This is a genomic window from Burkholderia sp. FERM BP-3421 (assembly GCF_028657905.1).
In the GTDB taxonomy this organism is placed as follows: Bacteria; Pseudomonadota; Gammaproteobacteria; order Burkholderiales; family Burkholderiaceae; genus Burkholderia.
Genome location: NZ_CP117782.1, coordinates 1,373,068 through 1,395,693, shown reverse-complemented (window position 1 = coordinate 1,395,693; position 22,626 = coordinate 1,373,068). Strand labels below are relative to the sequence as shown.

23 protein-coding genes, 2 tRNA genes and 1 pseudogene are annotated in these 22,626 nt (G+C 67.5%); 13 read left to right on the top strand and 13 right to left on the bottom strand.

What is annotated here, in order from left to right; translation table 11 throughout:
- Positions 1 to 125: 125 nt before the first annotated feature.
- A tRNA-Leu gene (locus Bsp3421_RS22225) sits at positions 126 to 212 on the bottom strand.
- A 219-nt stretch (positions 213 to 431) separates the two neighbouring features.
- Between Bsp3421_RS22225 and rnr the strand changes: the two genes are divergently transcribed.
- A complete protein-coding gene (rnr, locus tag Bsp3421_RS22220) occupies positions 432 to 2,879 on the top strand; it encodes a ribonuclease R (protein WP_274003473.1) in 2,448 nt (815 codons plus the stop codon).
- Positions 2,880 to 3,027: 148 nt separating this feature from the next.
- Positions 3,028 to 3,771: a 23S rRNA (guanosine(2251)-2'-O)-methyltransferase RlmB gene (rlmB, locus tag Bsp3421_RS22215; RefSeq protein WP_274003471.1), complete on the top strand. Its 744-nt coding sequence runs from the start codon at positions 3,028 to 3,030 to the stop codon at positions 3,769 to 3,771.
- Between the two features lie 128 nt (positions 3,772 to 3,899).
- On the opposite strand, the gene Bsp3421_RS22210 is transcribed toward rlmB, so the two are convergent.
- Positions 3,900 to 5,585, bottom strand: a complete 1,686-nt coding sequence (locus Bsp3421_RS22210; RefSeq protein WP_274004316.1) for a long-chain-fatty-acid--CoA ligase — start codon at positions 5,583 to 5,585, stop codon at positions 3,900 to 3,902.
- Positions 5,586 to 6,161: 576 nt separating this feature from the next.
- Here Bsp3421_RS22210 and Bsp3421_RS22205 point away from each other — a divergent pair.
- The 4 genes from Bsp3421_RS22205 to Bsp3421_RS22190 all read left to right on the top strand — a co-directional run bounded on the left by Bsp3421_RS22205 (position 6,162) and on the right by Bsp3421_RS22190 (position 9,934).
- Positions 6,162 to 7,046: an N-acetylmuramoyl-L-alanine amidase gene (locus Bsp3421_RS22205; protein WP_274003468.1), complete on the top strand. Its 885-nt coding sequence runs from the start codon at positions 6,162 to 6,164 to the stop codon at positions 7,044 to 7,046.
- A gap of 109 nt (positions 7,047 to 7,155) precedes the next feature.
- On the top strand, positions 7,156 to 7,851 hold the full coding sequence (gene rpiA, locus Bsp3421_RS22200) for a ribose-5-phosphate isomerase RpiA (RefSeq protein ID WP_274003467.1): 696 nt from the start codon (positions 7,156 to 7,158) through the stop codon (positions 7,849 to 7,851).
- A gap of 288 nt (positions 7,852 to 8,139) precedes the next feature.
- A complete protein-coding gene (locus Bsp3421_RS22195) occupies positions 8,140 to 8,853 on the top strand; it encodes a FadR/GntR family transcriptional regulator (protein ID WP_274003466.1) in 714 nt (237 codons plus the stop codon).
- A gap of 94 nt (positions 8,854 to 8,947) precedes the next feature.
- The gene (locus tag Bsp3421_RS22190; RefSeq protein WP_274003464.1) at positions 8,948 to 9,934 is read left to right on the top strand and encodes a Gfo/Idh/MocA family protein; all 987 of its coding nucleotides are present in this window, start codon (positions 8,948 to 8,950) and stop codon (positions 9,932 to 9,934) included.
- 16 nt (positions 9,935 to 9,950) lie between these two features.
- On the opposite strand, the gene Bsp3421_RS22185 is transcribed toward Bsp3421_RS22190, so the two are convergent.
- The 5 genes and pseudogenes from Bsp3421_RS22185 to Bsp3421_RS22165 form a co-directional block, all read right to left on the bottom strand.
- Positions 9,951 to 10,610 carry an amino acid ABC transporter permease gene (locus Bsp3421_RS22185; protein WP_274003461.1) on the bottom strand — a complete coding sequence of 220 codons (660 nt, stop codon included), beginning with the start codon at positions 10,608 to 10,610 and terminating at the stop codon, positions 9,951 to 9,953.
- A 118-nt stretch (positions 10,611 to 10,728) separates the two neighbouring features.
- Positions 10,729 to 11,523 (bottom strand): cystine ABC transporter substrate-binding protein, encoded by a 795-nt coding sequence (locus tag Bsp3421_RS22180; RefSeq protein ID WP_274003460.1) that lies wholly within the window; start codon positions 11,521 to 11,523, stop codon positions 10,729 to 10,731.
- Between the two features lie 96 nt (positions 11,524 to 11,619).
- Positions 11,620 to 12,648: a quinone-dependent dihydroorotate dehydrogenase gene (locus Bsp3421_RS22175; RefSeq protein ID WP_274003458.1), complete on the bottom strand. Its 1,029-nt coding sequence runs from the start codon at positions 12,646 to 12,648 to the stop codon at positions 11,620 to 11,622.
- Between the two features lie 83 nt (positions 12,649 to 12,731).
- Positions 12,732 to 13,562, bottom strand: coding sequence for an arginyltransferase (locus Bsp3421_RS22170; protein ID WP_274003456.1), 831 nt, complete (start codon positions 13,560 to 13,562; stop codon positions 12,732 to 12,734).
- A 33-nt stretch (positions 13,563 to 13,595) separates the two neighbouring features.
- Positions 13,596 to 13,787 (bottom strand): annotated as a pseudogene (locus Bsp3421_RS22165) (leucyl/phenylalanyl-tRNA--protein transferase); the annotation flags it as partial.
- Positions 13,788 to 14,042: 255 nt separating this feature from the next.
- Here Bsp3421_RS22165 and Bsp3421_RS22160 point away from each other — a divergent pair.
- Together Bsp3421_RS22160 and Bsp3421_RS22155 are read left to right on the top strand one after the other, a co-directional pair.
- Complete coding sequence (locus tag Bsp3421_RS22160; RefSeq protein WP_274003455.1) at positions 14,043 to 14,513, top strand: hypothetical protein; 471 nt, start codon at positions 14,043 to 14,045, stop codon at positions 14,511 to 14,513.
- 131 nt (positions 14,514 to 14,644) lie between these two features.
- Positions 14,645 to 14,869: a hypothetical protein gene (locus Bsp3421_RS22155; RefSeq protein ID WP_274003454.1), complete on the top strand. Its 225-nt coding sequence runs from the start codon at positions 14,645 to 14,647 to the stop codon at positions 14,867 to 14,869.
- Between the two features lie 186 nt (positions 14,870 to 15,055).
- On the opposite strand, the gene aat is transcribed toward Bsp3421_RS22155, so the two are convergent.
- The 4 genes from aat to Bsp3421_RS22135 form a co-directional block, all read right to left on the bottom strand.
- A complete protein-coding gene (aat, locus tag Bsp3421_RS22150; protein ID WP_274003453.1) occupies positions 15,056 to 15,820 on the bottom strand; it encodes a leucyl/phenylalanyl-tRNA--protein transferase in 765 nt (254 codons plus the stop codon).
- 12 nt (positions 15,821 to 15,832) lie between these two features.
- Entirely contained in the window at positions 15,833 to 16,378 is a 546-nt protein-coding gene (locus tag Bsp3421_RS22145; RefSeq protein WP_274003452.1) for an NUDIX hydrolase, read from the bottom strand.
- Between the two features lie 89 nt (positions 16,379 to 16,467).
- Positions 16,468 to 17,334, bottom strand: a complete 867-nt coding sequence (locus Bsp3421_RS22140; RefSeq protein WP_274003450.1) for a glycosyltransferase family 25 protein — start codon at positions 17,332 to 17,334, stop codon at positions 16,468 to 16,470.
- A 332-nt stretch (positions 17,335 to 17,666) separates the two neighbouring features.
- Positions 17,667 to 18,113: an acyl-CoA thioesterase gene (locus tag Bsp3421_RS22135; protein WP_274003448.1), complete on the bottom strand. Its 447-nt coding sequence runs from the start codon at positions 18,111 to 18,113 to the stop codon at positions 17,667 to 17,669.
- 37 nt (positions 18,114 to 18,150) lie between these two features.
- On the opposite strand from Bsp3421_RS22135, the gene Bsp3421_RS22130 reads away from it, so the two are divergent.
- Positions 18,151 to 18,414, top strand: coding sequence for a hypothetical protein (locus Bsp3421_RS22130; protein WP_274003446.1), 264 nt, complete (start codon positions 18,151 to 18,153; stop codon positions 18,412 to 18,414).
- On the opposite strand, the gene Bsp3421_RS22125 is transcribed toward Bsp3421_RS22130, so the two are convergent.
- A tRNA-Met gene (locus tag Bsp3421_RS22125) sits at positions 18,393 to 18,469 on the bottom strand. The two genes, Bsp3421_RS22130 and Bsp3421_RS22125, sit on opposite strands and share 22 nt — an antisense overlap.
- 166 nt (positions 18,470 to 18,635) lie before the next feature.
- Here Bsp3421_RS22125 and Bsp3421_RS22120 point away from each other — a divergent pair.
- The 3 genes from Bsp3421_RS22120 to Bsp3421_RS22110 are packed head-to-tail and all read left to right on the top strand — an operon-like array spanning position 18,636 to position 20,651.
- Positions 18,636 to 19,133: a heme-degrading domain-containing protein gene (locus tag Bsp3421_RS22120; RefSeq protein WP_274003443.1), complete on the top strand. Its 498-nt coding sequence runs from the start codon at positions 18,636 to 18,638 to the stop codon at positions 19,131 to 19,133.
- Between the two features lie 10 nt (positions 19,134 to 19,143).
- On the top strand, positions 19,144 to 19,476 hold the full coding sequence (locus tag Bsp3421_RS22115) for a DMT family transporter (protein WP_443111596.1): 333 nt from the start codon (positions 19,144 to 19,146) through the stop codon (positions 19,474 to 19,476).
- A gap of 32 nt (positions 19,477 to 19,508) precedes the next feature.
- Positions 19,509 to 20,651, top strand: a complete 1,143-nt coding sequence (locus Bsp3421_RS22110; RefSeq protein ID WP_274003440.1) for an enoyl-CoA hydratase/isomerase family protein — start codon at positions 19,509 to 19,511, stop codon at positions 20,649 to 20,651.
- Between the two features lie 22 nt (positions 20,652 to 20,673).
- On the opposite strand, the gene Bsp3421_RS22105 is transcribed toward Bsp3421_RS22110, so the two are convergent.
- Positions 20,674 to 21,108 carry a hypothetical protein gene (locus Bsp3421_RS22105; protein WP_274003439.1) on the bottom strand — a complete coding sequence of 145 codons (435 nt, stop codon included), beginning with the start codon at positions 21,106 to 21,108 and terminating at the stop codon, positions 20,674 to 20,676.
- Between the two features lie 351 nt (positions 21,109 to 21,459).
- Between Bsp3421_RS22105 and ssuD the strand changes: the two genes are divergently transcribed.
- Complete coding sequence (gene ssuD, locus Bsp3421_RS22100) at positions 21,460 to 22,617, top strand: FMNH2-dependent alkanesulfonate monooxygenase (protein ID WP_274003437.1); 1,158 nt, start codon at positions 21,460 to 21,462, stop codon at positions 22,615 to 22,617.
- Positions 22,618 to 22,626: the final 9 nt, after the last annotated feature.

Below are 22,626 nucleotides of genomic sequence, written 5' to 3'. Positions count from 1 at the left end.
GCAGGAGGGAAAGAAGACCGCGGAACGCAGGGCGGATTCGGAAAGCGACGCGGAAAACAAAAAACCCCGTAAGACAGAATCTTGCGGGGTTTCTCGTTACCATCGACTTACGCCGAAACAGCTGATGGTGCCCAAGAGAGGACTCGAACCTCCACGGTGTTGCCACCGCTAGGACCTGAACCTAGTGCGTCTACCAATTTCGCCACCTGGGCCGGTGTGTTTGCTGCGAAGAACGTAATTATAGCTGGGTTGAAACACCTGTCAACACCTTTGTTTCCGTTTTGTTTTGTTTCGTGGGTTGCCGGTCGTGCGCCGGGCCCGCTGCCGCACGACCGGCGTTCGCCGCGACGGCGGGTGATAGAATGGGGCGGCATTCGGCGTCTGCCGTTTCAACGCAAGCCAACGCAACGAGAACAACCATCGACAAGCCCTTGAGCAAGTATCCGTATCCCATCCCTAGCCGTGAAGAGATTCTCGGCGCGCTGCGGACCAGCGACGTTCCGCTCGCCGCGAACGACATCGCCGAAGCGCTGTCGATCAAGCGCCAGGAGCGCGAAGGGTTTTTCCGGCGGGTCGCCGCGATGGAGCGCGACGGCCAGATCCGGCTCGACAAGCGTGGTCATTACCAGCTCACCCATCCGTCCAACTTCGTCGCGGGCCGCGTACAGGGCCATCGCGACGGTTATGGCTTCGTGATTCGCGACGACGGCCAGGACGATCTGTTCCTGCCGAACGGCGAGATGCAGAAGGTCATGCACAACGATCGCGTGTTGGCGCGGATCGTCGGCTACGACCGGCGCGGCCGTCCCGAAGGTCATGTGGTCGAGGTGACCGAGCGCGCGAACAAGCGCGTGATCGGCCGGCTGTTGAACGAGAACGGCGCGCTGATCGTGGCGCCCGAGGACAAGCGCATCAGCCACGACATCCTGGTCACGCAGAACGCGAAGAAGGCCAAGGTCGGACAGGTGGTGGTGGTCGAGCTGACCGATTTCCCGAGCCGTCATTCGCAGCCGATCGGGCGCGTGACCGAGGTGCTCGGCGATATCGACGATCCCGGCATGGAGATCGAGATCGCGGTGCGCAAGTACGGCGTGCCGCACGAGTTCAGCGCGGCCGCGCTCGGCGAGGCCGCGTCGCTGCCGGACAAGGTGCGGCCGATCGACCTGCGCTACCGGGTGGACCTGCGCGACGTGCCGCTCGTCACGATCGACGGCGAGGACGCGCGCGACTTCGACGATGCGGTGTACTGCGAGCCGGTCGCGGTCGGTCGCGGCGACGGCTTCCGCCTGATCGTCGCGATCGCGGACGTGTCGCACTACGTGCAGCCGGCCAGCGGCCTCGACGGCGACGCGGTCGAGCGCAGCACGTCGGTGTATTTCCCGCGCCGGGTGATCCCGATGCTGCCGGAGAAGCTGTCGAACGGCCTGTGTTCGCTGAACCCGCAGGTGGACCGCTGCGTGCTCGTGTGCGACATCGTGGTGACCGCGCGCGGCGAGATCAAGGCGTACCAGTTCTACCCCGCGGTGATCCATTCGGCCGCGCGCCTGACCTATACCGAAGTGGCCGCGGTGCTCGGCAACACCAAGGGGCCGGAGGCGGCGCGCCGCGCCGCGCTCCTGCCGCACCTGCAGAACCTCTACGGCGTCTACAAGGCGCTGCTCGCCGCGCGCCAGAAGCGCGGGGCGATCGACTTCGACACCACCGAGACCTACATCGTCTGCAACGCGCAGGGCAAGATCGAGCAGATCGTGCCGCGCCAGCGCAACGATGCGCACCGCCTGATCGAGGAATGCATGCTGGCCGCGAACGTGTGCGCGGCCGACTTCCTCAAGCGCAACAAGCATCCGGGCCTGTATCGCGTGCACGCGGGGCCGACCGCCGAGAAGCTCGAGAACCTGCGCACGTTCCTGCGCGGGATGGGGCTCACGCTCGGCGGCGGCGAGACGCCGCACGCGAGCGACTATGCCGCGCTGATGGCGCGCATCCGCGATCGGCCCGATGCGCAGATGCTGCAGCCGATGCTGCTGCGCTCGATGCAGCAGGCGGTGTACAGCCCCGACAACATCGGCCACTTCGGGCTCGCCTACGAGGCCTACGCGCACTTCACGAGCCCGATCCGCCGCTATCCGGACCTGCTCACGCACCGCGCGATCTACGCGATCCTGGCCGGCAAGAAGTACACGCCGAAGGCGCCGGACGGCGTCGAGCTGAACACCGCGCTGTCGCCGCGCGCCCGCGCGATGCAGCAGGCCGACGACGAGTCGCGCGGCCGGGCGCGTTCGAACACCGCGATCTGGGAAGAGCTGGGCCTGCACTGCTCGTCGAACGAGCGCCGCGCGGACGAGGCGTCGCGCGACGTCGAGGCCTGGCTCAAGTGCTATTTCATGCGCGACAAGCTCGGCGAGGAGTACGGCGGGATGGTGAACGGCGTCACGTCGTTCGGCATCTTCGTGCAGCTCGACACGCTGTTCATCGAGGGTCTCGTGCACGTGACGGAGCTCGGTTCCGATTATTTCCAGTACGACGAGATCAAGAACGAACTGCGCGGCGAGCGCACCGGGATCCGCTACCGCCTGTCGGACCGGGTGCGGGTGCAGGTGAGCCGCGTCGATCTCGATGCGCGCAAGATCGACTTCCGGCTCGTGCGCGATACGCCGGTGAAGACCGGGCGCACCGCGCCGCCGCCCGCGAGCGAAGCCGGCGGCCCGCGCGTGCGCGCGCTGCCGCCTGTCGACGAGCCGGCGCGCCGCAAGAAGGCCCCGAGCGCGCCGACGGCCGCCGTGAAGGACGCGCGCACAGCGCGCGGCGCGGCGCGCAAGAAGGGCGCACCCGCCGCGAAGTCGGCGGCCAAGAAGGTGCGTCCGCGCAGCAAGCATTGAGCGTCGCCGGATTCGCGCGCGAATCCGGCACGCCTGATCGAAGACGCCGCGTTCCCGGTCAGCCGGCCGGAAACGCGGCGCTTTCCATTTTTTCATCGCGATCGCGCAGGTTGCGCGATCGCACGTTTGATCGAAGGTTGTTCCAGCCATGTCACGTCTGAAGGTTCTCTACGGTTTTCATGCGGTTACCGCGCGCTTGCGGCACGATGCGGCGACGGTCGCGGAGGTGCTGTACGACCAGACGCGCCGCGATCGCCGGATGCAGGACTTCCTGCAGACCGCGAAGGACGCCGGCGTGCGCCTGATCGCGGCCGACGAAACCCGCCTCTGGGGGCTCGCCCACACCGAGCGGCATCAGGGCGTGGTGGCGCGGGTCGAGGACATTCCGCTCGCGCAGAATCTGGCCGAGCTGCTCGACGGCATCTCGGGGCCTGCCTTGCTGCTGGTACTCGACGGGGTGACCGATCCGCACAACCTGGGCGCGTGCCTGCGGGTGGCCGACGCGGCCGGCGCGCATGCGGTGATCGCGCCGCGCGATCGCGCGGTGGGCCTGAACGCGACGGCGGCCAAGGTCGCAAGCGGCGCGGCCGATACCGTGCCGTACATCACCGTGACCAATCTGGCCCGCGCGCTGCGCGAGCTGAAGGATGCGGGCGTGTGGGTGATCGGCACCTCGGACGATGCGACCGCGAGCGTCTACGAAACCCGTCTCGACGGTCCGGTGGCGCTCGTGATGGGCGCGGAAGGCGAGGGGATGCGGCGCCTCACGCGCGATACCTGCGACGACGTGATGAACATCCCGATGGCGGGCAGCGTCGAGAGCCTGAACGTGTCGGTCGCGTCGGGCGTATGCCTGTACGAGGCGGTGCGCCAGCGCACGGTGAAGAAGTGACGAAGTGAGCGGCAGGGGGCGTCCGGCGAAGCCGGGCGGCCCCTGCCATCACGACGGCCCGCGCCCGCGTATCTGCGAGCGCGGGCCGTCGTGTTTCCGGCCGGGCGAAGGGCGCCCGGCCCGCCGCCTCAGGCGGGTTGCTCCTGCCCGTCGCGCAGCGCGCGGCGCAGGATCTTGCCGACGTTGGTCTTCGGCAGGTTGTCGCGGAACTCGATGTGCCGGGGGCGCTTGTAGGCGGTCAGCTGTTCCCGGCAGTAGTCCGTCAGCTGGGCGGCCGTGAGCAGGGGATCGCGGCGCACGACGAACAGCTTGACCGCTTCCCCCGAGTGCGCGTCGGGCACGCCGATGCACGCACATTCGAGCACGCCGGGATGCGCGGCGACCACGGCCTCGATCTCGTTCGGATACACGTTGAAGCCGGACACCAGGATCATGTCCTTCTTGCGGTCGATGATCTTGACGTAGCCGCGCGCATCCATCACGCCGATGTCGCCCGTCTTGAAGAAGCCGTCGGCCGTCATGACCTTGGCGGTTTCGTCCGGACGGTTCCAGTAGCCCGCCATCACCTGCGGCCCGCGGATCGCGATCTCGCCCGACTCGCCGAGCGCGACGGGCTGGTCGCCCGCATCGAGGATCGCCACCTCGGTGGACGGGATCGGCACGCCGATCATGCCGGTGTGGGTGCTGAGCGTCGCCGGGTTCAGGGTCGCGGCGGGCGAGGTTTCCGACAGGCCGTAGCCTTCCAGGATCGGGCAGCCGGTGGCCTTCAGCCAGCGCTCGGCGACCACGTCCTGCACCGCCATGCCGCCGCCGAGCGTGAGCCGCAGCCCCGAAAAATCGAGCGACGCGAAGCCGGGATCATTGAGCAGCGCGTTGAACAGCGTGTTGACGCCGGGGAAGAAGTTGATCCGGTAGCGCCGGAGCGTCTTCACGAAGCCGGGGATGTCGCGGGGGTTCGGGATCAGCACGTTCAGCGCGCCCCAGCGCGCGCCCATCAGCATGCAGGCATTGAGCGCGAGGATGTGATACAGCGGCAGCGCGCACATCGTCACGAGCTGATCGACGCGCGGCGCCTTGTTCATCACGGGCTGGCCCCACACGTCGTTCTGCAGGATGTTGGCGAGCACGTTGCGATGGGTGAGCATCGCGCCCTTCGACACGCCGGTCGTGCCGCCCGTGTACTGCAGGAACGCGATGTCCGCGCGTCCGAGCTCGGCCGGCTGCCAGGTGCGCCGCGCGCCCTCGCGCAGCGCGGCGGGGAACGACACGGCGCCCGGCAGCGTATAGGCGGGCACCATCTTCTTCACGTGCCGCACGACGAAGTTCACGAGCGCGCCCTTGGCCGCGCCGAGCAGGTCGCCCATCGTCGCCACCACGATGTGCCTGACCTGGGTTTTCGGCAGCGCCTGCTGGAGCGTGGTCGCGAAATTGTCGAGGATCACGATCGCTTCCGCGCCCGAATCGACGAGCTGGTGTTCGAGTTCGCGCGGCGTGTACAGCGGATTGACGTTGACGACCACGTAGCCCGCGCGCAGCGCCGCGGCGACCGTGACCGGATACTGCAGCACGTTCGGCATCATCACCGCGATGCGCGCGCCCTTGGCGAGGCCGAGCCCCTGGAACCACGCGGCGAGATGGCGCGAATGCGCATCGAGTTCCGCGTAACGCATCTCGCGACCCATGCATGCATAGGCCGGACGGGACGCGAAGGTCGTGAACGCCTCGTCGAGCAGATGCACGAGCGACCGGTACTGGTCGGGGTCGACGGTCGCGGGCACGCCATCGGGATAGGACTTCAGCCAGACTTTCTCCACCATGTCTCTCCTTCCTTGTCTCGACCCGGTTGCGCGCCGGCGCACGGGTTGTGTCATCGGCGCCGGGCTCGGAGCCGGCCGGGCGTGGCGCTGCATCGTTGCGCCGCCCGCGCGCGTTCGGCGCTTGCGTCTCGGGCGCGGGCAGGGGCGTCGCCGGCGCTCGCCCAGGTCGTCGTCCGGGGCGGGGCGCGGCCGTGATTGCCGGCCGCCGTGCGGACGAGCATGCCATTCGCCGTCCGCCGCGTCAGGATGGGGTGATCCCGAAAGGCCGCCGGCGGGCCCGGGACGCGTCATGTCGTGCAACGCCCGGCGCGGGGGCCGGGCTCGCGAGCCGCCGGCATCGAGCGCCGGACGCGGCCGGGGCCGGCGCCGGCGCGATTCCGCCGCAACGGGAATCGATTGTTGCGAGCCCCCTTTCTTAACACAAGCCATTTGCTAGAATCGAACGCCTAGTTGCGCGATCCGCCGCGCCGGGGCGACCGGGCGCACGCCGTGAATCTCCCCGCCGCGCGGCGGGGTCGTCGGCTCCCCGCGCCGCGGCCGGCGCGCTTTTCCACCCGCCTGCCCGTCCCATCCATGAACTTCCCGCTACGCGCCGCCCTTGCCGCCAGCCTGTGCGCCCTGGCCGCCTGCACCTCGCCCACGCTCGTGGAGCGCGGCACCTACTATGCGGATACGAGCCGTCCCGCGCAGGGCGCGGATCCGCGGATCCGTTTCCTCGTGATGCATTACACCGAGATCGACGAGGCGCAGTCGCTGCACGTGCTGACCGAGGAAGCCGTCAGCGCGCACTACGTGGTGCCCGCGGAGCCGACGCAGGTGGGCGGCGAGCCCGTCGTCTACCAGCTGGTGCCCGAATCGCAGCGCGCATGGCATGCGGGGGTGAGCGAGTGGCAGGGCACGACGGAACTGAACGGCGTGTCGATTGGCATCGAGAACGTCAACCGCGGGCCGATCGATACGCCGGCAGGACGGACCTGGCAACCGTATCCGCCCGCGCAGGTCGAGGCGATCGTGCGGCTCGCGAAGGACATCGTCGCACGCTATCGGATTCCGCCGACGCGGGTGGTCGGACACAGCGACATCGCGCCGCAGCGCAAGATCGATCCGGGGCCGCTGTTTCCGTGGCGCACGCTCGCGCAGGCGGGCGTCGGCGCATGGCCGGACGACGCGACGGTGGCCGCGCGGCTCGGCGGGCGCGCGCCCGACGCACCGGTCGAGGTGCGCGCGCTGCAGCTCAAGCTGGCGCGCTACGGCTACGACGTCGCGACCGACGGGGTGCTCGATGCGCGTACGCGGCGCGTGTTCGCCGCGTTCCAGATGCATTTCCGGCCGTCCGACTACGCGGGCAACCCGGACGCGCAAACCGACGCGATCGCGCAGGCGCTGCTGGACAAATACTTCCCGCAGGCCGCGCCGCCCGAGCGCGACGCGGCGCTCCAGGCGCCGGCCGCGCGCTGAGCGGCGCGCAAGCCGATCCGTCGATTGATCCGTCGATCGGCGGGATGCGCCACGACTCCGGTAAACTTGCGTTTTTTCCCGCACTTACTTTTACCGCAGTCCATTTCCCATGACCCAAGACGAACTCAAACGCCTGGTCGGCCAGGCCGCCGCTGATTATGTGATCCAGAACGTGCCGGAAGGCGCCGTGATCGGGGTGGGCACCGGCTCGACCGCGAACTGCTTCATCGACGCGCTGGCCGCCGTCAAGACGCGCTATCGCGGCGCGGTGTCGAGCTCGATCGCGACCACCGAGCGCCTGAAGTCGCACGGCATCAAGGTATTCGACCTGAACGAGATCGATGGGCTGCAGGTCTATGTCGACGGCGCGGACGAGATCGACGCGAGCGGCGCGATGATCAAGGGCGGCGGCGGCGCGCTGACGCGCGAGAAGATCGTTGCGTCGGTGTCCGATACGTTCGTCTGCATCGCGGACGGCAGCAAGCGCGTGCCGGTGCTCGGCGGCTTCCCGCTGCCCGTCGAGGTGGTGCCGATGGCGCGCACCGCGATCGGCCGCCGTCTCGCGGCGCTGGGCGGCGTGCCGGTGGTGCGGGTCGCGCAGGACGGCACGCCGTTCCTCACCGACAACGGCAACGAGATCCTCGACGTGAAGGGGCTCGCGATCACCGATCCGCGCGCGCTCGAGGCGGCCGTCAACAGCTGGCCGGGCGTCGTGACGGTGGGCCTGTTCGCCGCGCGCGGCGCGGATCTGTGCCTGCTCGGCACGGCGCTGGGTGTCGAGTCGATCAGTTATCCAAAGCATTGAGCGGGTGCCCGCGCGCGTGTCGAAACGGCGCGCGGCTTCCGGCGAAAACCCAGGCCCGGTAAGCTTTCTGGAAGCTTGCCGGGCTTTTTTGAGTCCGAATTTTCTCTGGATATGGTAAGAGGGATAACCCTGTCAGGTGATATCCAGATAGCGCATTGGCGTCGAACTCAGCAACGTATCGAACATAAGAACAATAGCTTCACGGTTTCATCTTTTTATTTCTGGAGCAGGGGCCGGCCAGACTGCGGGGGCAGTGTGCCTACACAGACGTCGTTTCGGGGAGGTCTCATGGAACAGGGAAAAGACCGGTCACTGGTCAGCAAAGTGATGGACGGGCTTGTCACCGGCATTGTCGAAGACAAGTACGGCGGGATCCTGCCGCCGCAGGATGTCTTGTCCAAGGAGTTCGACGTGAGTCGGACCGTGATGCGGGAAGCGCTGTCGATGTTGCTCGCACGCGACATGCTCGATGTTCGCCCCAAGGTCGGCACGCGCGTGCGTCCGATGCATGACTGGCGGATGATCGACGAGGACGTCGTGAACTGGCGCTTTCGCGCGAAACCCGATCCGCAATTCATGCGCGACGTGATCGAGTTCCGGATGCTGATCGAGCCGCGCGCCACGGCGCAGGCCGCGACCCGCGCGAACGCGGGCGAGATCGCGGGCATCCGCGACGCATTCGACGCGTTCCGGCTGGTCGAGCCGGGCGAGCCGGGCTACGACGCGGCGGACGAACTGCTGCATACCCGCATCGTGTATGCGAGCGGCAACCAGTTCTTTCAGCAGATGGCCGCGATCATTCGGGGCGCGCTGCGTCTCGTCAACCCCCGCATGAGCCAGCGCGAGGGGATCCGCGAGCTGGCGCTGAGCGCGCATGGCCGGGTGGTCACGGCGATCGAGCGGCGCGATCCGCGCGAAGCGGAGGCGGCGGCGCTGCAGCTGATCGACTACACGGCCGAGGAAATGCGCAACTTCGCGGTGGAGATCCCCGAGCGCGGGTAGCGGGCGGGTCGCGGGCCGGCCGCCGGCCGTTTATCATGACGGCCGGCCGGCGCGTGCGTCGGCCGCCCCTACAGCCGACCCCGGACCTCTATCGATGACCCTTTCCCCTCATGCGCCGATCCGCTTCGGCATCATCGGCGCGGGCAGTATCGCGCGCCGCTTCGCGCACAGCGTGGCGCACGTCGGCGACGCGACGCTCACCCATGTGTGGGCGCGCCGCCCGGAGGCCGCGGCGGATTTCTGCGCGGCGCACGGCGGCCGCGCCTGCGACAGCCTCGACGCGCTGCTCGCGGCCGATCTCGACGCGATCTACATCGCCACTCTCAACGACAGCCATGCGCAGTACGCGCTTGCCGCGCTCGCCGGGGGCAAGGCGGTGCTGTGCGAGAAGCCGGCGATGATCAACGCGCGGCAGCTGGACGCGGTGCTGGCCGCCGCCCAGGCGGCCGGGCGGTTGTTCATGGAGGCGATGAAGCCGCCGTTCTATCCGCTGTATCGCGAACTGCGCGCGCACCTCGAGCGCGATCCGATCGGCGAGGTGCGGCTGGTGCGCGCGGGCTGCGCGATGTCGACGGTGCCGGCGGACCATCCGGTCTACCGCTTCGAACAGGCGGGCGGCGCGCTGCTCGACATCGGCATCTACGAGCTGTTTCTCGCGGTCGACTGGCTCGGCGCGGCCGACGAGGTGCAGACGCTCGGCCGGCTCGGCGCGACGGGCGTCGACGTGTTTTCCAGCCTGAACAGCCGCCATGCGCGGGGCGGCGTGGCGCAGCTGTTCTGCGGACTCGACGTGATGGGGCGCGGCGACGCGCTGCTGGCGGCCGAGGGCGGCCACGTGACGATCCACGAGAACTGGTGGAATCCGGCCCGGGCGACGATCCGCTACGCGGACGCGCGCGTGGTCGAGCTCGATGCGCCGTTCGAGGGCGGCGGGCTCAACTACGAGATCGCGCACTTCTGCGAGCTGTTGCGCGCGGGCCGGCTGGAAAGCCCGCTGATCACGCACGCGCATTCGCGCGCGATGATCGCGATGGCCGACGCGGCGCGCGCGGCGCTCGGCCTGCGCTATCCGATGGAGTGACGCCGGCGCGGCGCGCTCAGTGCCGGCTCGGCAGCGCGAGCCGGCGCTCGTACCAGCGCTGCGCCCATTCGAGGATCTGGCACAGCACCCAATACACGGCGGCCGCGGCGAGATAGAGCGGCAGCGGCTGGTAGGTCGACGCGATGATTTCCTGGGCGCTGCGCAGCAGCTCGGTGACGGTGATCACCGACACGAGCGAGGTGTCCTTGATCAGGCTGATGAGGCTGTTCGACAGGCTGGGCACGGCGATCCGCAGCGCTTGCGGGCCGATCACGTAGCGCAGCGTCTGCCCCCACGACAAGCCCAGGCTGTACGACGCGAGCCATTGGCCCTTGTCGATGCCGTTGATCGCGCCGCGCATGCTTTCGGACATGTAGGCCGCCACGTTCGCGGACAGCGCGATCACCCCGGCGGGCGTCGGGTCGAGCGAGATGCCGAGGCTCGGCAGCCCGTAGTAGATCACGAAGATCTGCACGAGCAGCGGCGTGCCGCGCATCAGGCTCACGTAGACGCGCGCGAGACCCGCGAGCACTGCGATGCGGCTGATGCCCATCAGCGCGAGGGCGACGGCGGCGATCAGGCCGAACACCATCGACAGCACGGCGAACTTGACCGTCAGCACCGCGCCTTGGGCGAGCACCGGGAGCGATTGAACGAGCAGAGTAGTGGTCGACATGTAATACGGGGGAGCGTGCGCGAAAGCGCAATCATAAACCGGGCGAAAAAGCGCAGGGCGGCATCGTTGCGGATGCCGCCCTGGAGTGACGCCGCGCGGGGCGCGGCGAATGCGGAATTTACTTGATCGGCTTCGTCACGTCGATACCGAACCACTTGTCGGAGATCTTCGTGAAGGTGCCGTCGGCTTCGAGCTGCGCCATGGCGTCGTCGATCGCCTTCGCGAACTTCGGATTGCCCTTCTTGAACGGAATCCCCGACGGATCGCCCGAGCCGAGCAGCGCGCCGGTGCGCAGCGGCAGCTGCGAGTTCTTCAGCAGGTAGGCCAGCATCAGGCGGTCGTTGAGCGCCGCGTCGAGACGGCCGGCGGCCAGATCGCGCAGGTACTCGGGCGCGCCCGGGTAGGTCTTCACGTCGATGCCGGGCACCGATTTCGCCATGTCCATGTAGTTGGTGCCGAGGCCGACGCCGAGCTTCTTGCCCTTCAGGTCGTCGAGCGACTTGAACTGGCGGCTGTCGTCCTTGCGCTGGATCAGCTGCGCGGCCGAGTACGTATACGCGGGCGAGAAGTCGAACGCCTCCTTGCGCTTGTCGGTGATGCCGACCTGATTGGCGATCACGTCGAACTTGCCTGCCTGCAGGCCGGCGATGATCGCGCTCCATTCGATCGTCACGAATTCGGGCTTCACGCCGAGCTTCGCGGCCACCGCTTTCGCGATGTCGACGTCGTAACCGACCAGCTCGCCCTGCGGATTCTTCGAGTTGAACGGCGGGAACGTGCCTTCGAGGCCGACCCGCAGCGTGCCGCGCTGCTTGACCTCGTCGAGCAGATCGGCCGCATGCGCGGTGGCGGCGGCGAACGACGCGCCGATCAGGCCGGCAACCAGAATCTTCTTCAGCAGCGCTACTTTCATCGTGCTCCTTTGCTTGCCCGATACGGGCGTGTATGACAGCGGGCCATGATAGCGAAAAGGCAATCGAATCTTAAATACTGTTTGTTTATGTCTATATTACGCGGTGCGAAGCGCTTTCGCGCACTCGGCGACGAGCGCCGGGCCGCGGTAGATGAAGCCCGTGTAGAGCTGCACCAGGGACGCGCCTGCCGCGAGCTTCGCCCGCGCGTCGTCGCCCGAGAAGATGCCGCCGACGCCGATGATCGGCAGCGCGTCGCCCAGTTCCGCGCGCAGCTTGCGGATCACGGCCGTCGACGCGTCGAACACCGGCCGGCCGGACAGGCCGCCGGCCTCGTCGGCATGCGGCAGACCCTGCACGGCGGTGCGCGACAACGTGGTGTTGGTGGCGATCACGGCCTCGATGCGGTGCCGCACGAGGGTCGCGGCGATCTCCTTGATCTGCTCGTCGTCGAGATCCGGCGCGATCTTCAGCGCGAGCGGCACGAGCTTGCCGTGCAGGTCGGCGAGGCGCTGCTGCTTGTCCTTGAGCGCCGCGAGCAGCGCGTCGAGCTCGCCCGCGCCCTGCAGCTGGCGCAGGTTCTTGGTGTTCGGCGACGAGATGTTGATCGTCACGTAGCTCGCGAACGGATAGACGCGTTCCAGGCAGTACAGGTAGTCGTCGGCCGCGCGCTCGATCGGGGTGTCGGCGTTCTTGCCGATGTTCAGGCCGAGCGTGCCGCGATAGCGGGCGGCCTGCACGTTCTTCACGAACTGGTCGACGCCGCCGTTGTTGAAGCCCATCCGGTTGATCACGGCGTTCGCGTCGGGCAGCCGGAAGATGCGCGGGCGCGGGTTGCCCGGCTGCGGGCGCGGCGTGACCGTGCCGACCTCGATGAAGCCGAAGCCGAGCGCGGCGAGCCCGTCGATGCAGGCGCCGTCCTTGTCGAGGCCGGCGGCGAGCCCGACCGGGTTGCGGAAGGTCAGGCCCATCACGGTGCGCGGCGCATCCGGCACGCGCGGCGCGAACGCGCTCGCGAGGCCGGTGCGGCCGGCGGCGCCGAGCAGGCGCAGGGTGAGGTGATGGGCATCTTCCGCATCCATCTTGAAGAGGGACGCGCGGGCGAGCGGATAGAGGGAGCTGAACACGACGGTAGGGCGAGGCCGGAAAATTGGTAACCCGCTATTTTAGCGGAGTTGGCGGGCGGGCCGACGGCCCGCGCCGCGGCGGCTCAGGGCGTGCCGGAGTGCCCGCCCGGCAGCGGCGCGCGCACGAGCGCGGCGTCGACGGGCGGCAGGTCGATGCGGGCCGGATCCAGCACGCGCCAGCGTCCCTCGACGAGCCCTTCGAGCGGCCGGAAATTGGCCTTGTAGGCCATCTTCGGGCTTTCGCGGATCCAGTAGCCGAGATACACGTAAGGCAGTCGCAGGCTTTTCGCCTGTTCGATTTGCCACAGGATGTTGTAGGTGCCGTAGCTGGTGTGCCCGTCGTCCGGCTCGAAGAACGTGTAGACCGACGACAGGCCGTCGCCGAGGATGTCGATCATGCTGACCATCCGCAGCGTGCCCGGCTCGCCGCCCGGCGATTCGAGGTCGCGGAACTCGACGAGGCGCGAATTGATCCGGCTTTGCAGCAGGAACTGCTCGTACTGGTCGCGGCTGTCGCGGTCCATGCCGCCGCCCGCGTGGCGGGCCGATTGGTAGCGCATGTAGAGCGCGTAGTGTTCTTCGTCGTAGTGCAGCGGCGAGACGGTCGCGACCAGCCCGCGATGGCGCTTCCACATGCGGCGCTGGGTCCGGCCGGGCGTGAAGGCGTCGACGGGCACGCGCACCGGAATGCAGGCGCGGCAGCCGTCGCAATAGGGGCGGTAGGTGAATACGCCGGAACGCCGGAAGCCGGCCTTCACCAGCTCGGTGTAGATGTCGGAGTTGATCAGGTGGCTGGGCGTGGCGACTTGCGAGCGCGCGACGCGGCCGTCCAGGTAGCTGCACGGGTACGGCGCCGTTGCGTAGAACTGCAACGCGGATAGCGGTGAAAGCGGCAGCTCAGTGGGGTGAGTCATGGGCAGCTCTCGATGCGTGGACGGTGTGCCGCGCTAGCGCTCGGTGTGGCCCGCTGCCGTTGGGCCGGCGCGGCCGACCAGGACGGCAAGGGCGGTCTTGTCGAACCGCCGGGGGATCGCCGGTTCGGCGACCGCGCGGCGCACCTGGGCGACGAACGCCCTGCGCGCGATTTCCCGGCCGCCCAACGACGCCAGATGCGACATATTCTGCTGGCAGTCTATCAACGATTGCCATCAAAAACCTTTATCAATCATCAGTTTGTGTGGCTGGGTCCGACGAGCCTCCTGGTCGGACGACTACGAAACTGGCTACGACGAAATTAACATAAAAACGGGGCTAAATGCATCATGTCTAGGCCTGACTGTAGGTTCATCGAGCGGGCTCGGCCAAGCGGGAATAAGGGGGGAAATTCTTGTCCGGTCGTGACGGGCGGGCACCGAGAGTGGCGCACATTAGCGTGAAGACGTTCTGTTGCAGCTATGAAGCAGGCCGGTCACGGACACATCACGGTCAAGGACGGCGCGATTTATATTAACCAGCTGCGAGACAAGCTCTTTGTCGAGTATCGGCGATATACCAGTGCTATCGGCGTTGCCAGTGCCGAGAAGATAAAGCTCAAGTCGAGAGGCTTTGACTACTATCTGGACAAGTACGCCCGGCGAGAATTCAATCAACCGTTTTCAGCACTGACGGAGCGGGAACGAAACAAGGTTTACTACGTGGTCATCGAGGCGGCGGGGCGTCCGAACGATGACGTCAACGCAGCCATTCGCAGGATGCGGGTCATGGCAAAAGTTGCCATGCTCGTCACCTCCCTGTTTGCGGTGGGTGCCATCATCCACGCGGACAAGAAAGTGAAGGAGGCTGCACGGCAGAGCAGTATCTGCGGGCTCGATGCCCGGCGGCGGCATTGCAGGTCTGTTCGCCTCGTTCCTGTGCGGGCCCGCTGAACCGGTCTGCGCCGCGATACTCGCATACATCGGCACGAGCGCGGGCGCTATTGGCGGCGAGATGGCCAGCGACGTGTATCAAGATGAGCGGGATGAGTTCTATCGGTGGACCTCCAAGTGAGGGAATATCAATGGTCGTTACGGTCCTGACGTTGGTTCTGTTCGTTGCGGCTGGCGCGATCGTCGTCCTGAATCTCTCCTATCGCCCCGATTCGGCGGCTGATTTCTGGAACCTGGATAACGAATACGAACGGAAGTCTGGCAAGCTCGATTTCCTGCGGACGAAAGTGGCTTTCTATGCCGCAATCGCCACAGTATTTGTCATCGGATTGCTACACATTTTTGTATTGCGGTGAATTGGGGACGAGCGGCGCTCGCCGCGCTTGTCGCGGCCATTTCCTTTCGAATCGACCACAATATTGGCGGCAATAACGGAGTCAGATCGGTCTCGTGGAAGCGGCCTTGATAGAACTGCCGCGTGAATGCGGCAACTCAGTGAGATCAGTCACAGGCAGCTCTCGATGCGTGGACGATGTGCCGCACTAGCGCTCGGTGTTGCCCGCTGCCGCCGGTGCGGCATGGCCGACCAGGACGGCAAGGGCGGCCTTGTCGAACCGCCAGGGGATCGCCGGTTCGGCAACCGCGCGGCGCACCTGGGCGACGAAGGCCTTGCGCGCGATTTCCCGTCCGCCCAGCGACGCCAGATGCGACGTATTCTGCTGGCAATCAATCATTTCCACCCCGTGTTCGCGCAGGTGCGCGACGAGCGTGGCGAGTGCGATTTTCGACGCATCGCTGACGTTGGCGAACATCGATTCGCCGAAGAACATCCTGCCGAACGACACGCCGTACAGCCCGCCGACGCGCTCGCCGTCGAGCCAGGTCTCGATGCTGTGCGCGTGGCCCGTGCGATGCAGCGACGCGTACGCGTCGATGATCTCCGCCGTGATCCAGGTGCCGCGCTGTCCGGCGCGCGGCGCTTGCGCGCACGCGCGCATCACGCCGGCGAAATCATGATCGACCCGCACCTCCCAGCGCGGTTCGCGCAGCACGCGTTTGAGGGTTTTCCTGAAGGACGGGGAGATCTTGAATTCGCGCGGCGCGAGGATCATGCGCGGGTCGGGGCTCCACCACAGCACCGGCTGGCCGTCCGAATACCACGGGAAGATGCCGCGGTGATACGCGTCGATGAGCCGCGAGGGCAGCAGGTCGGCGCTCGCGGCGAGCAGGCCCGGCGCGCCGCTCGTTGCGCCGAGCGCGCGCTCGATGGGCGGAAACGGATCGTCGGGGCCGAGCCAGGGAACCATGCCGGCCCGCGCTCAGCCGTTGCGCAGCGAACGGAAGATGTCGCCTGTGTGCACGCCGTAGTCGCCTGCCTCGCGGTCGGCGAAGAAGAAGCGCAGGGTCTGGCTGACGGTCGGGAAGGCCAGCTCGTCCCAGGGAATGTCGGCCTCGTCGAACAGCCGCACCTCGAGGCTTTCCTCGCCGGCCGCGTAGGACGGATCGGTGAGGCGCGCGAGATAGAACAGGTGGACCTGATGCACGTGCGGCACGTTCAGGAGCGAGAACAGGCTTTGCACCTCGACGCGCGCCCCGGCTTCCTCGAGCGTCTCGCGCGCGGCCGCCTCGGCGGTGGTCTCGCCCATCTCCATGAAGCCAGCCGGCAGCGTCCAATAGCCGTAGCGCGGCTCGATCGCGCGCCGGCACAGCAGCACCTGATCGCCCCAGACGGGGATCGTGCCGACCACGTTGCGCGGATTCTGGTAGTGAATCGTGCCGCATTGGTCGCACACGAAGCGCTCGCGGTTGTCGCCGGACGGGATGCGCGCAATGACTTCGTGGCCGCAGACGGAGCAGAATTTCATAGGTCGGGGAGGCTGGACAGTGACGCGAGTGTATCACCGGGCCGGGGCATTCTTGCATGCCCCGGCCCGGCGCGCCGCCGTCGCGCGCCTCAGGTCAGCGTGCGGAAGTGTTCATAGACGCGCATCCCGAGCAGGTATTCGCGTGATGCGCGCGCGGGGTTCAGGTGGGTCTCGAGTTGCGCGAGATCGAACGCCGGATTGCCGGCGAATACGAGGCGCCGGAATACGCCGGCCCAGAAACGTTCGTCCGGATCGATCACGGGCAGATCGCCGTCCTCGCAGCCGATCGTCGACGCGAGCGTGAGCCGCGGCGTCGCGAGGAACGGCACGAAGATCCGCGCGTCCAGCGCGCCGGTGTGGATCCAGCGGTTGTACAGCGTGTCGATCGGCGTGGCCGGATCGGCCGCAGCGGCTTCGAACAGGCGCGCCAGCGTGCGCTTGCCCTTCGGCGTCACGACATAGGCCGCCGCGCAATACGCGTAGATGCCGCGCGCATCGAGCACGTCGACGGTCGCGAGCCGGTGGCGGACGTCGTCGGGCGCATCCGCTGCGCGTTGCGTCATGCGGCCCTCGCTCTTCGCGAGCAGCAGCGGCGCCTGCGCCCAGTAGATGCAGCAGTCGAGGAATGCCATGTCGACTTCGGGCGAGGTGGCGGCGAAGTGGGCGATCGTGTCCGGTTGCAGGATCGCGGGGAAGTGGTGGCTGATCTCGACGTCGTCCTCGAGCACGATCGTCGCGCTGTCCGGGGATGCCGCGCCGAGCGCGGCCTCGTGCGAGCGCCGGCAGGCCCAGGCGCCATTCTGGGCGATGCCCTCGTAGGGGCCGTGCGCGCGGCCGTCGACGGCCGCGAACCGCCGGATCAGGTCGGCGACGCCCAGTTCGCGCAGTTGCGCCTCCATCAGGTCGCGGCGCTCGGCGCTCCGGTCGAGATTGATATAGCAGCCATCGAGTTTCACGCGGGGGCCCGTTTGTTAGTCGATTGGGATGATCAGGCGAAGGTGCGGCGCGGCGGCGAGGCCGGCGTTCACCGTGCCACTTCTGGTCTCAGCGGGAACTTATCATTTTGCGATGGCGGCCGACAGTGCGGGGCGGATCGGGATTTGCACGGAGACGCGAAGGGAAGCGATACGCGGGCCCGGGCTGCGATCATCGGGCGCATGGGCGTGGAGCCGCGCACGAGGGCGGGACGAGGGCGGGGCCCGTCGCTCGAGCGCGGCGGCGGATGTCCTCCGGGATGTGGGCGCAGCGAAGGGCCGCGGGCGGCCTAGGCTTCGTCGGGTCGAAGCGCTTACTGCGAATTGGCGCTGCTCGGCAGCACCGCGAAGTCGTCGCTCTTGTCCAGCGCCTGCAAGGCGGCAAGCAGCGGGCCGGGAGGACATATCAGGCGGCGCTGCTTCCGATCCAGCCATCCGACCGTCGAGGTCACCCGTGCGGCGAGCTTGCCCTCGCGAAAGAATTCATTGCGGATGAACATGCGGCTGCCGTCGTCCGACATGCCGGCCAGGCAGAGCGAGACCTCCACCTCCTCGAGCAGGTGAAATTCGCGCATGTACTCGATTTCATCCTTCATGACGACGGGCCCCAGGCCCTGGCGCACGAATTCACTCATCGGGAAGTCGTGTTCGGCGAAGAACCTCATGCGCACGTCGGCCGCCTTGTCGAGGTAGGCCGTGTTGCGCATGTGCGCATTGAAATCCATATCGCCCCAACTGGCGAACAAGCGTTGGCTGTACATAGTTTTCTCCAAGCAGCGTGACTTGGGATGCGAGGGGATGGCTCACCGGAAAACGGTGACGCAGGCTGCTGTCCAGCCCTGGATTGGTGAGATGGGGGTGATGCCGAAGCTGGTCAGCATTCTATCGGGCGCGCCGGAAACGCGTTGCCCGTCCATCGGCTGCCGGATAGAGGCGGGCGAGGCCGAGCCGGGTGCGCGAAGCGCGTCGATCGTGCGGATGCCGCGCGCCAAAGCAAAAAGCCTTGATTTCGAATCGAAATCAAGGCTTTCGCATGAAACTGGTTGCGGGGACAGGATTTGAACCTGTGACCTTCGGGTTATGAGCCCGACGAGCTGCCAGACTGCTCCACCCCGCGTCTGAGAACGAAATTATAAGAGATCGTTCGCACGAATGCAATGACTTCATGCAACGACCGCGGCCCGCGGCGGGCGCTGCGCCTCGGCGGCGAAATCGCTGCGCTAGAATCGGGCAGTTTCCGCCTTCTCAATCGCGCGGCTCGCGCGCTTCTCGCTCAAAGCCTCATGGATATCGCGCTCGACCTGCAAACGATCGTCACGCAAGAACGCACCCTTGTGTTTCCCCATTTCGACGCCGGCCGCGCCTGGGCGCTCGGCGTGCAACTGCATGCGCTCGCGAGCGCGCGCGGCCAGGCGGTCGCGATCGACGTGCGCACCTTCGGCCAGCCGCTGTTCTATGCGGCGCTCGACGGCGCGACGCCCGACAACGCCGACTGGGTGCGCCGCAAAAGCAACGTCGTCGCGCATTTCCGCTGCAGTTCCTATGCGGTTGGGCTGCGCTTGCGGCAGGCGGGCGCGACGCTCGCCGACAAGCACGGCCTCGCGAATGCCGATCACGCGCCGTATGGCGGCGCGTTCCCGCTGACCGTCGCGGGCGCGGGCGTGATCGGCTCGATCACCGTATCGGGCATGCCGCAACGGCGCGATCACGCACTCGTGGTCGAGGCGCTGTGCGCGCAGCTCGGCCATGCCTACGACACGCTGGCGCTGCCGGAGGCCTGACGCGATGAACTTGCCCGGCTATGCATGGCTCGCGATCGCGATCGTCGCCGAAGTGATCGCCACCTCGGCGCTGCGCGCCTCCGAAGGCTTCACGCGTCTCTGGCCGACGCTCGTCGTCGCGGCGGGGTACGGCACGGCGTTCTATTGCCTGTCGCTGACGCTCAAGAGCATGCCGGTCGGGATCGTCTATGCGATCTGGTCGGGCGCGGGCATCGTGCTCATCACGCTCGTCGCGATCGTGCTGTACCGTCAGATTCCAGACTGGCCGGCGGTGCTCGGGCTCGCGCTCATCGTCGCCGGCGTGGTCGTGCTCAACCTGTTCTCGAAAATGCAGGCGCACTGAACGCGCGTCCGCCCTCCGTTTCCTTCCCGCCCATGACCGATTCCGCTTCCGACGCAGCAGGTTTCACCGAGGTGCGCGCCCACGTGGCGAACCGCATCGGCTTTCTCGAACTGAACCGTCCGAAGGCGCTCAATGCGCTGTCGGACGCGATGATCCGCGCGATGCAGACGGCGCTCGACGCCTGGCGCGAGGATCCCGAGGTCCTGGCGGTGGTGGTCCACAGCCCGCATCCGCGCGCATTCTGCGCGGGCGGCGACGTGCGCTTCTTTCACGAGGCCTGCCAGCGCGGCGAACACGACGCGGTCGATGCGTTCTTCATCGACGAATACACGCTGAACCACACGATCTTCACCTACCCGAAACCGTATATCGCGCTGATGCACGGCGTCGTGATGGGCGGCGGGATGGGGATCGCGCAGGCGGCGCACCGCACGGGCGGCCTGCGGGTCGTGACGGATTCGACCCGGATGGCGATGCCGGAGACGCGCATCGGGCTCTTTCCCGATGTCGGGATGAGCTGGTTCCTCGCGCGCACGCCCGGCATGCTCGGGCGCTACCTCGCCGTGACGGGCGCGGCGCTGGGCGCGGCGGACGCGCTGTATGCGGGCCTGGCCGACGCCTACCTGCCGGACGCCGCGCTGCCCGAGCTGCTCGATGCGCTACGGGCGGAATCGTTCGCGAACGGGGCGGCGGTGACCGCGCGGGTCGCAGCCGCGGCGGCTGCGCAGCGGGTTGCGCCGACGCCCGACGCCTCGCCGCTGGCTGTCGCGCGCGCCGCGATCGACCGGCATTTCGCGCAGCCCGATCTCGCCGCGATCCTCGCATCGCTCGCCGCGGAACAGGATTGCGCGGCGCCGGAAGGATGGGGGGAGAAGGCCGCGGATGCGATGCGCACCCAGCTCTCGCCGCTGTCGATGGCCGTGTCGCTCGAATTGATCGAGCGTGCGCGCGGGGCGACGATGGCCGAATGCCTGCGTCGCGACCTCGACCTGACCCGTTCGACCTTTGCGCGCGGCGACGTGATCGAGGGCGTGCGCGCGCTGATCGTCGACAAGGACCATGCGCCGCGCTGGCGCTTCGCGTCGATCGACGCGTTGAGCCGCGACGCGGTGCGGGCGATGTTCGACAGCCCGTGGTCCGCCGACGCGCATCCGCTGCGCCATCTGCGCGATTGAACCGCGTGCGGCGGCGGGGCGTTCAGGCGTCGTCGTCGCCGTCGTCGTCCGACATGAACGCGCGCATGAACACGAGCGCGCCCCAGCCCCAGATCGCATTCGCGACGAAGCCGACCACGATCGGCGGCAGCATGTTGCCGGTCGGCCAGATGCCGCGCAGCGGATCGATCACGAACAGGCGTGCGGCCGTGAGCGCCAGGCCGCCGAACACGAGCGACTGAATCCACGGCGCGCGCCGCTCGGGCGCGACGCGCAGCAGCCAGGCCATCAGGATGGCCCAGCCTGCGCTCATGATCGCGTTGGCGACGAATTCAGGAATGCCGAGCGGCGCGAACGGCAGCGTCGAGAAACCGCCCGATTCGATGAGGCCGGCCGTGTGCAGCAAGGCGAGCGTCGCCTCGCGGAAGAACAGGGCGGCGAGAAAGCCGGACAGAAACGGCAGGATTACTTTCTGCATCGGATACACCGCGAAAGCGCGCGGTCTGCAACGGATCGCGCGGGGTTGTCAGGAGTCTGGGCGACATTATAGGCGGCACACGCGCCCTTATTCGCTGCAGCAGCACGCAAAGCACGAAAGCGGAAAAACTAAGCTCAAAAAAATCGTTCCTCAACGATACCGCGCACCATAGACTGATTTCCCAGAGACGGTCAGGCCGTCCCCCGCGCCAGGCGAGCTCGCCCGTCGCGCGGTGCGATCCGGCGAGCGACTCCCAACTTTTACGCAAGCGGGTCCGACCGCGCGTCCGATGACGCGCGCGCCGTGTCGTCCCCGTATTTTCCGGTACGAACAGTCAGGCAGGAGCAGCAGATGAATGTGTTCTGGTTTATTCCCACGCACGGCGACAGTCGCTATCTCGGCACCGCGGAAGGTGCGCGCGCGGCGGACTACGATTATTTCCGGCAGATCGCGGTCGCGGCCGATACGCTCGGCTACGAAGGCGTGCTGCTGCCGACCGGCCGTTCGTGCGAGGACGCGTGGGTGGTCGCATCGAGCCTGATCCCGGCGACCCGCCGTCTCAAGTTCCTGGTGGCGATCCGGCCGGGCATCGCGTCGCCGGGCCTGTCGGCGCGCATGGCGTCGACCTTCGACCGGCTCTCGGGCGGCCGGCTGCTGATCAATGTCGTGACGGGCGGTGATTCCGCCGAGCTCGAAGGCGACGGCCTGTTCGCCGATCACGACACGCGCTATGAAATCACCGACGAATTCCTGCACATCTGGCGCGACCTGCTGAGCGCGTCGCATACGAACGAGAGCATCGACTACGACGGCAGGCATCTGCAGTCGAAGGGCGGCAAGCTGCTGTATCCGCCGGTCCAGCATCCGCATCCGCCGCTGTGGTTCGGCGGTTCGTCGCCGGCCGCGCATACGATCGCGGCCGATCACATCGACACCTACCTGACCTGGGGCGAGCCGCCCGAGGCGGTCGCGAAGAAAATCGCGGACATTCGCGCGCGCGCGGCCGAGCGTGGCCGCCAGATCAAGTTCGGCATCCGCCTGCACGTGATCGTGCGCGAAACCGAGGACGAGGCGTGGCGCGACGCGGAACGGCTGATCAGCCGGCTCGACGACGAGACGGTCGCGCGCGCGCAGCAGGCGTTCGCGAAGATGGATTCGGAAGGGCAGCGCCGCATGGCCGCGCTGCACGGCGGCAAGCGCGGCGGGCGCGCCGAACTCGAGATCTACCCGAACCTGTGGGCGGGGGTGGGGCTCGTGCGCGGCGGCGCAGGGACGGCGCTCGTCGGCAATCCCGAACAAGTGGCCGCGCGGATGCGCGAATATGCCGCGCTCGGGATCGAAACGTTCATCCTGTCGGGCTATCCGCATCTCGAGGAGTCGTACCGTTTTGCCGAGCTGGTGTTCCCGCTGATCAAGGAAGACCAGGTCACGCGTCGCGGCGGGCCGCTGTCGGGGCCGTTCGGCGAGGTGGTCGGCAACAGCTATCTGCCCAAGGCAAGCCAGAGCTGAGCGGGAGGG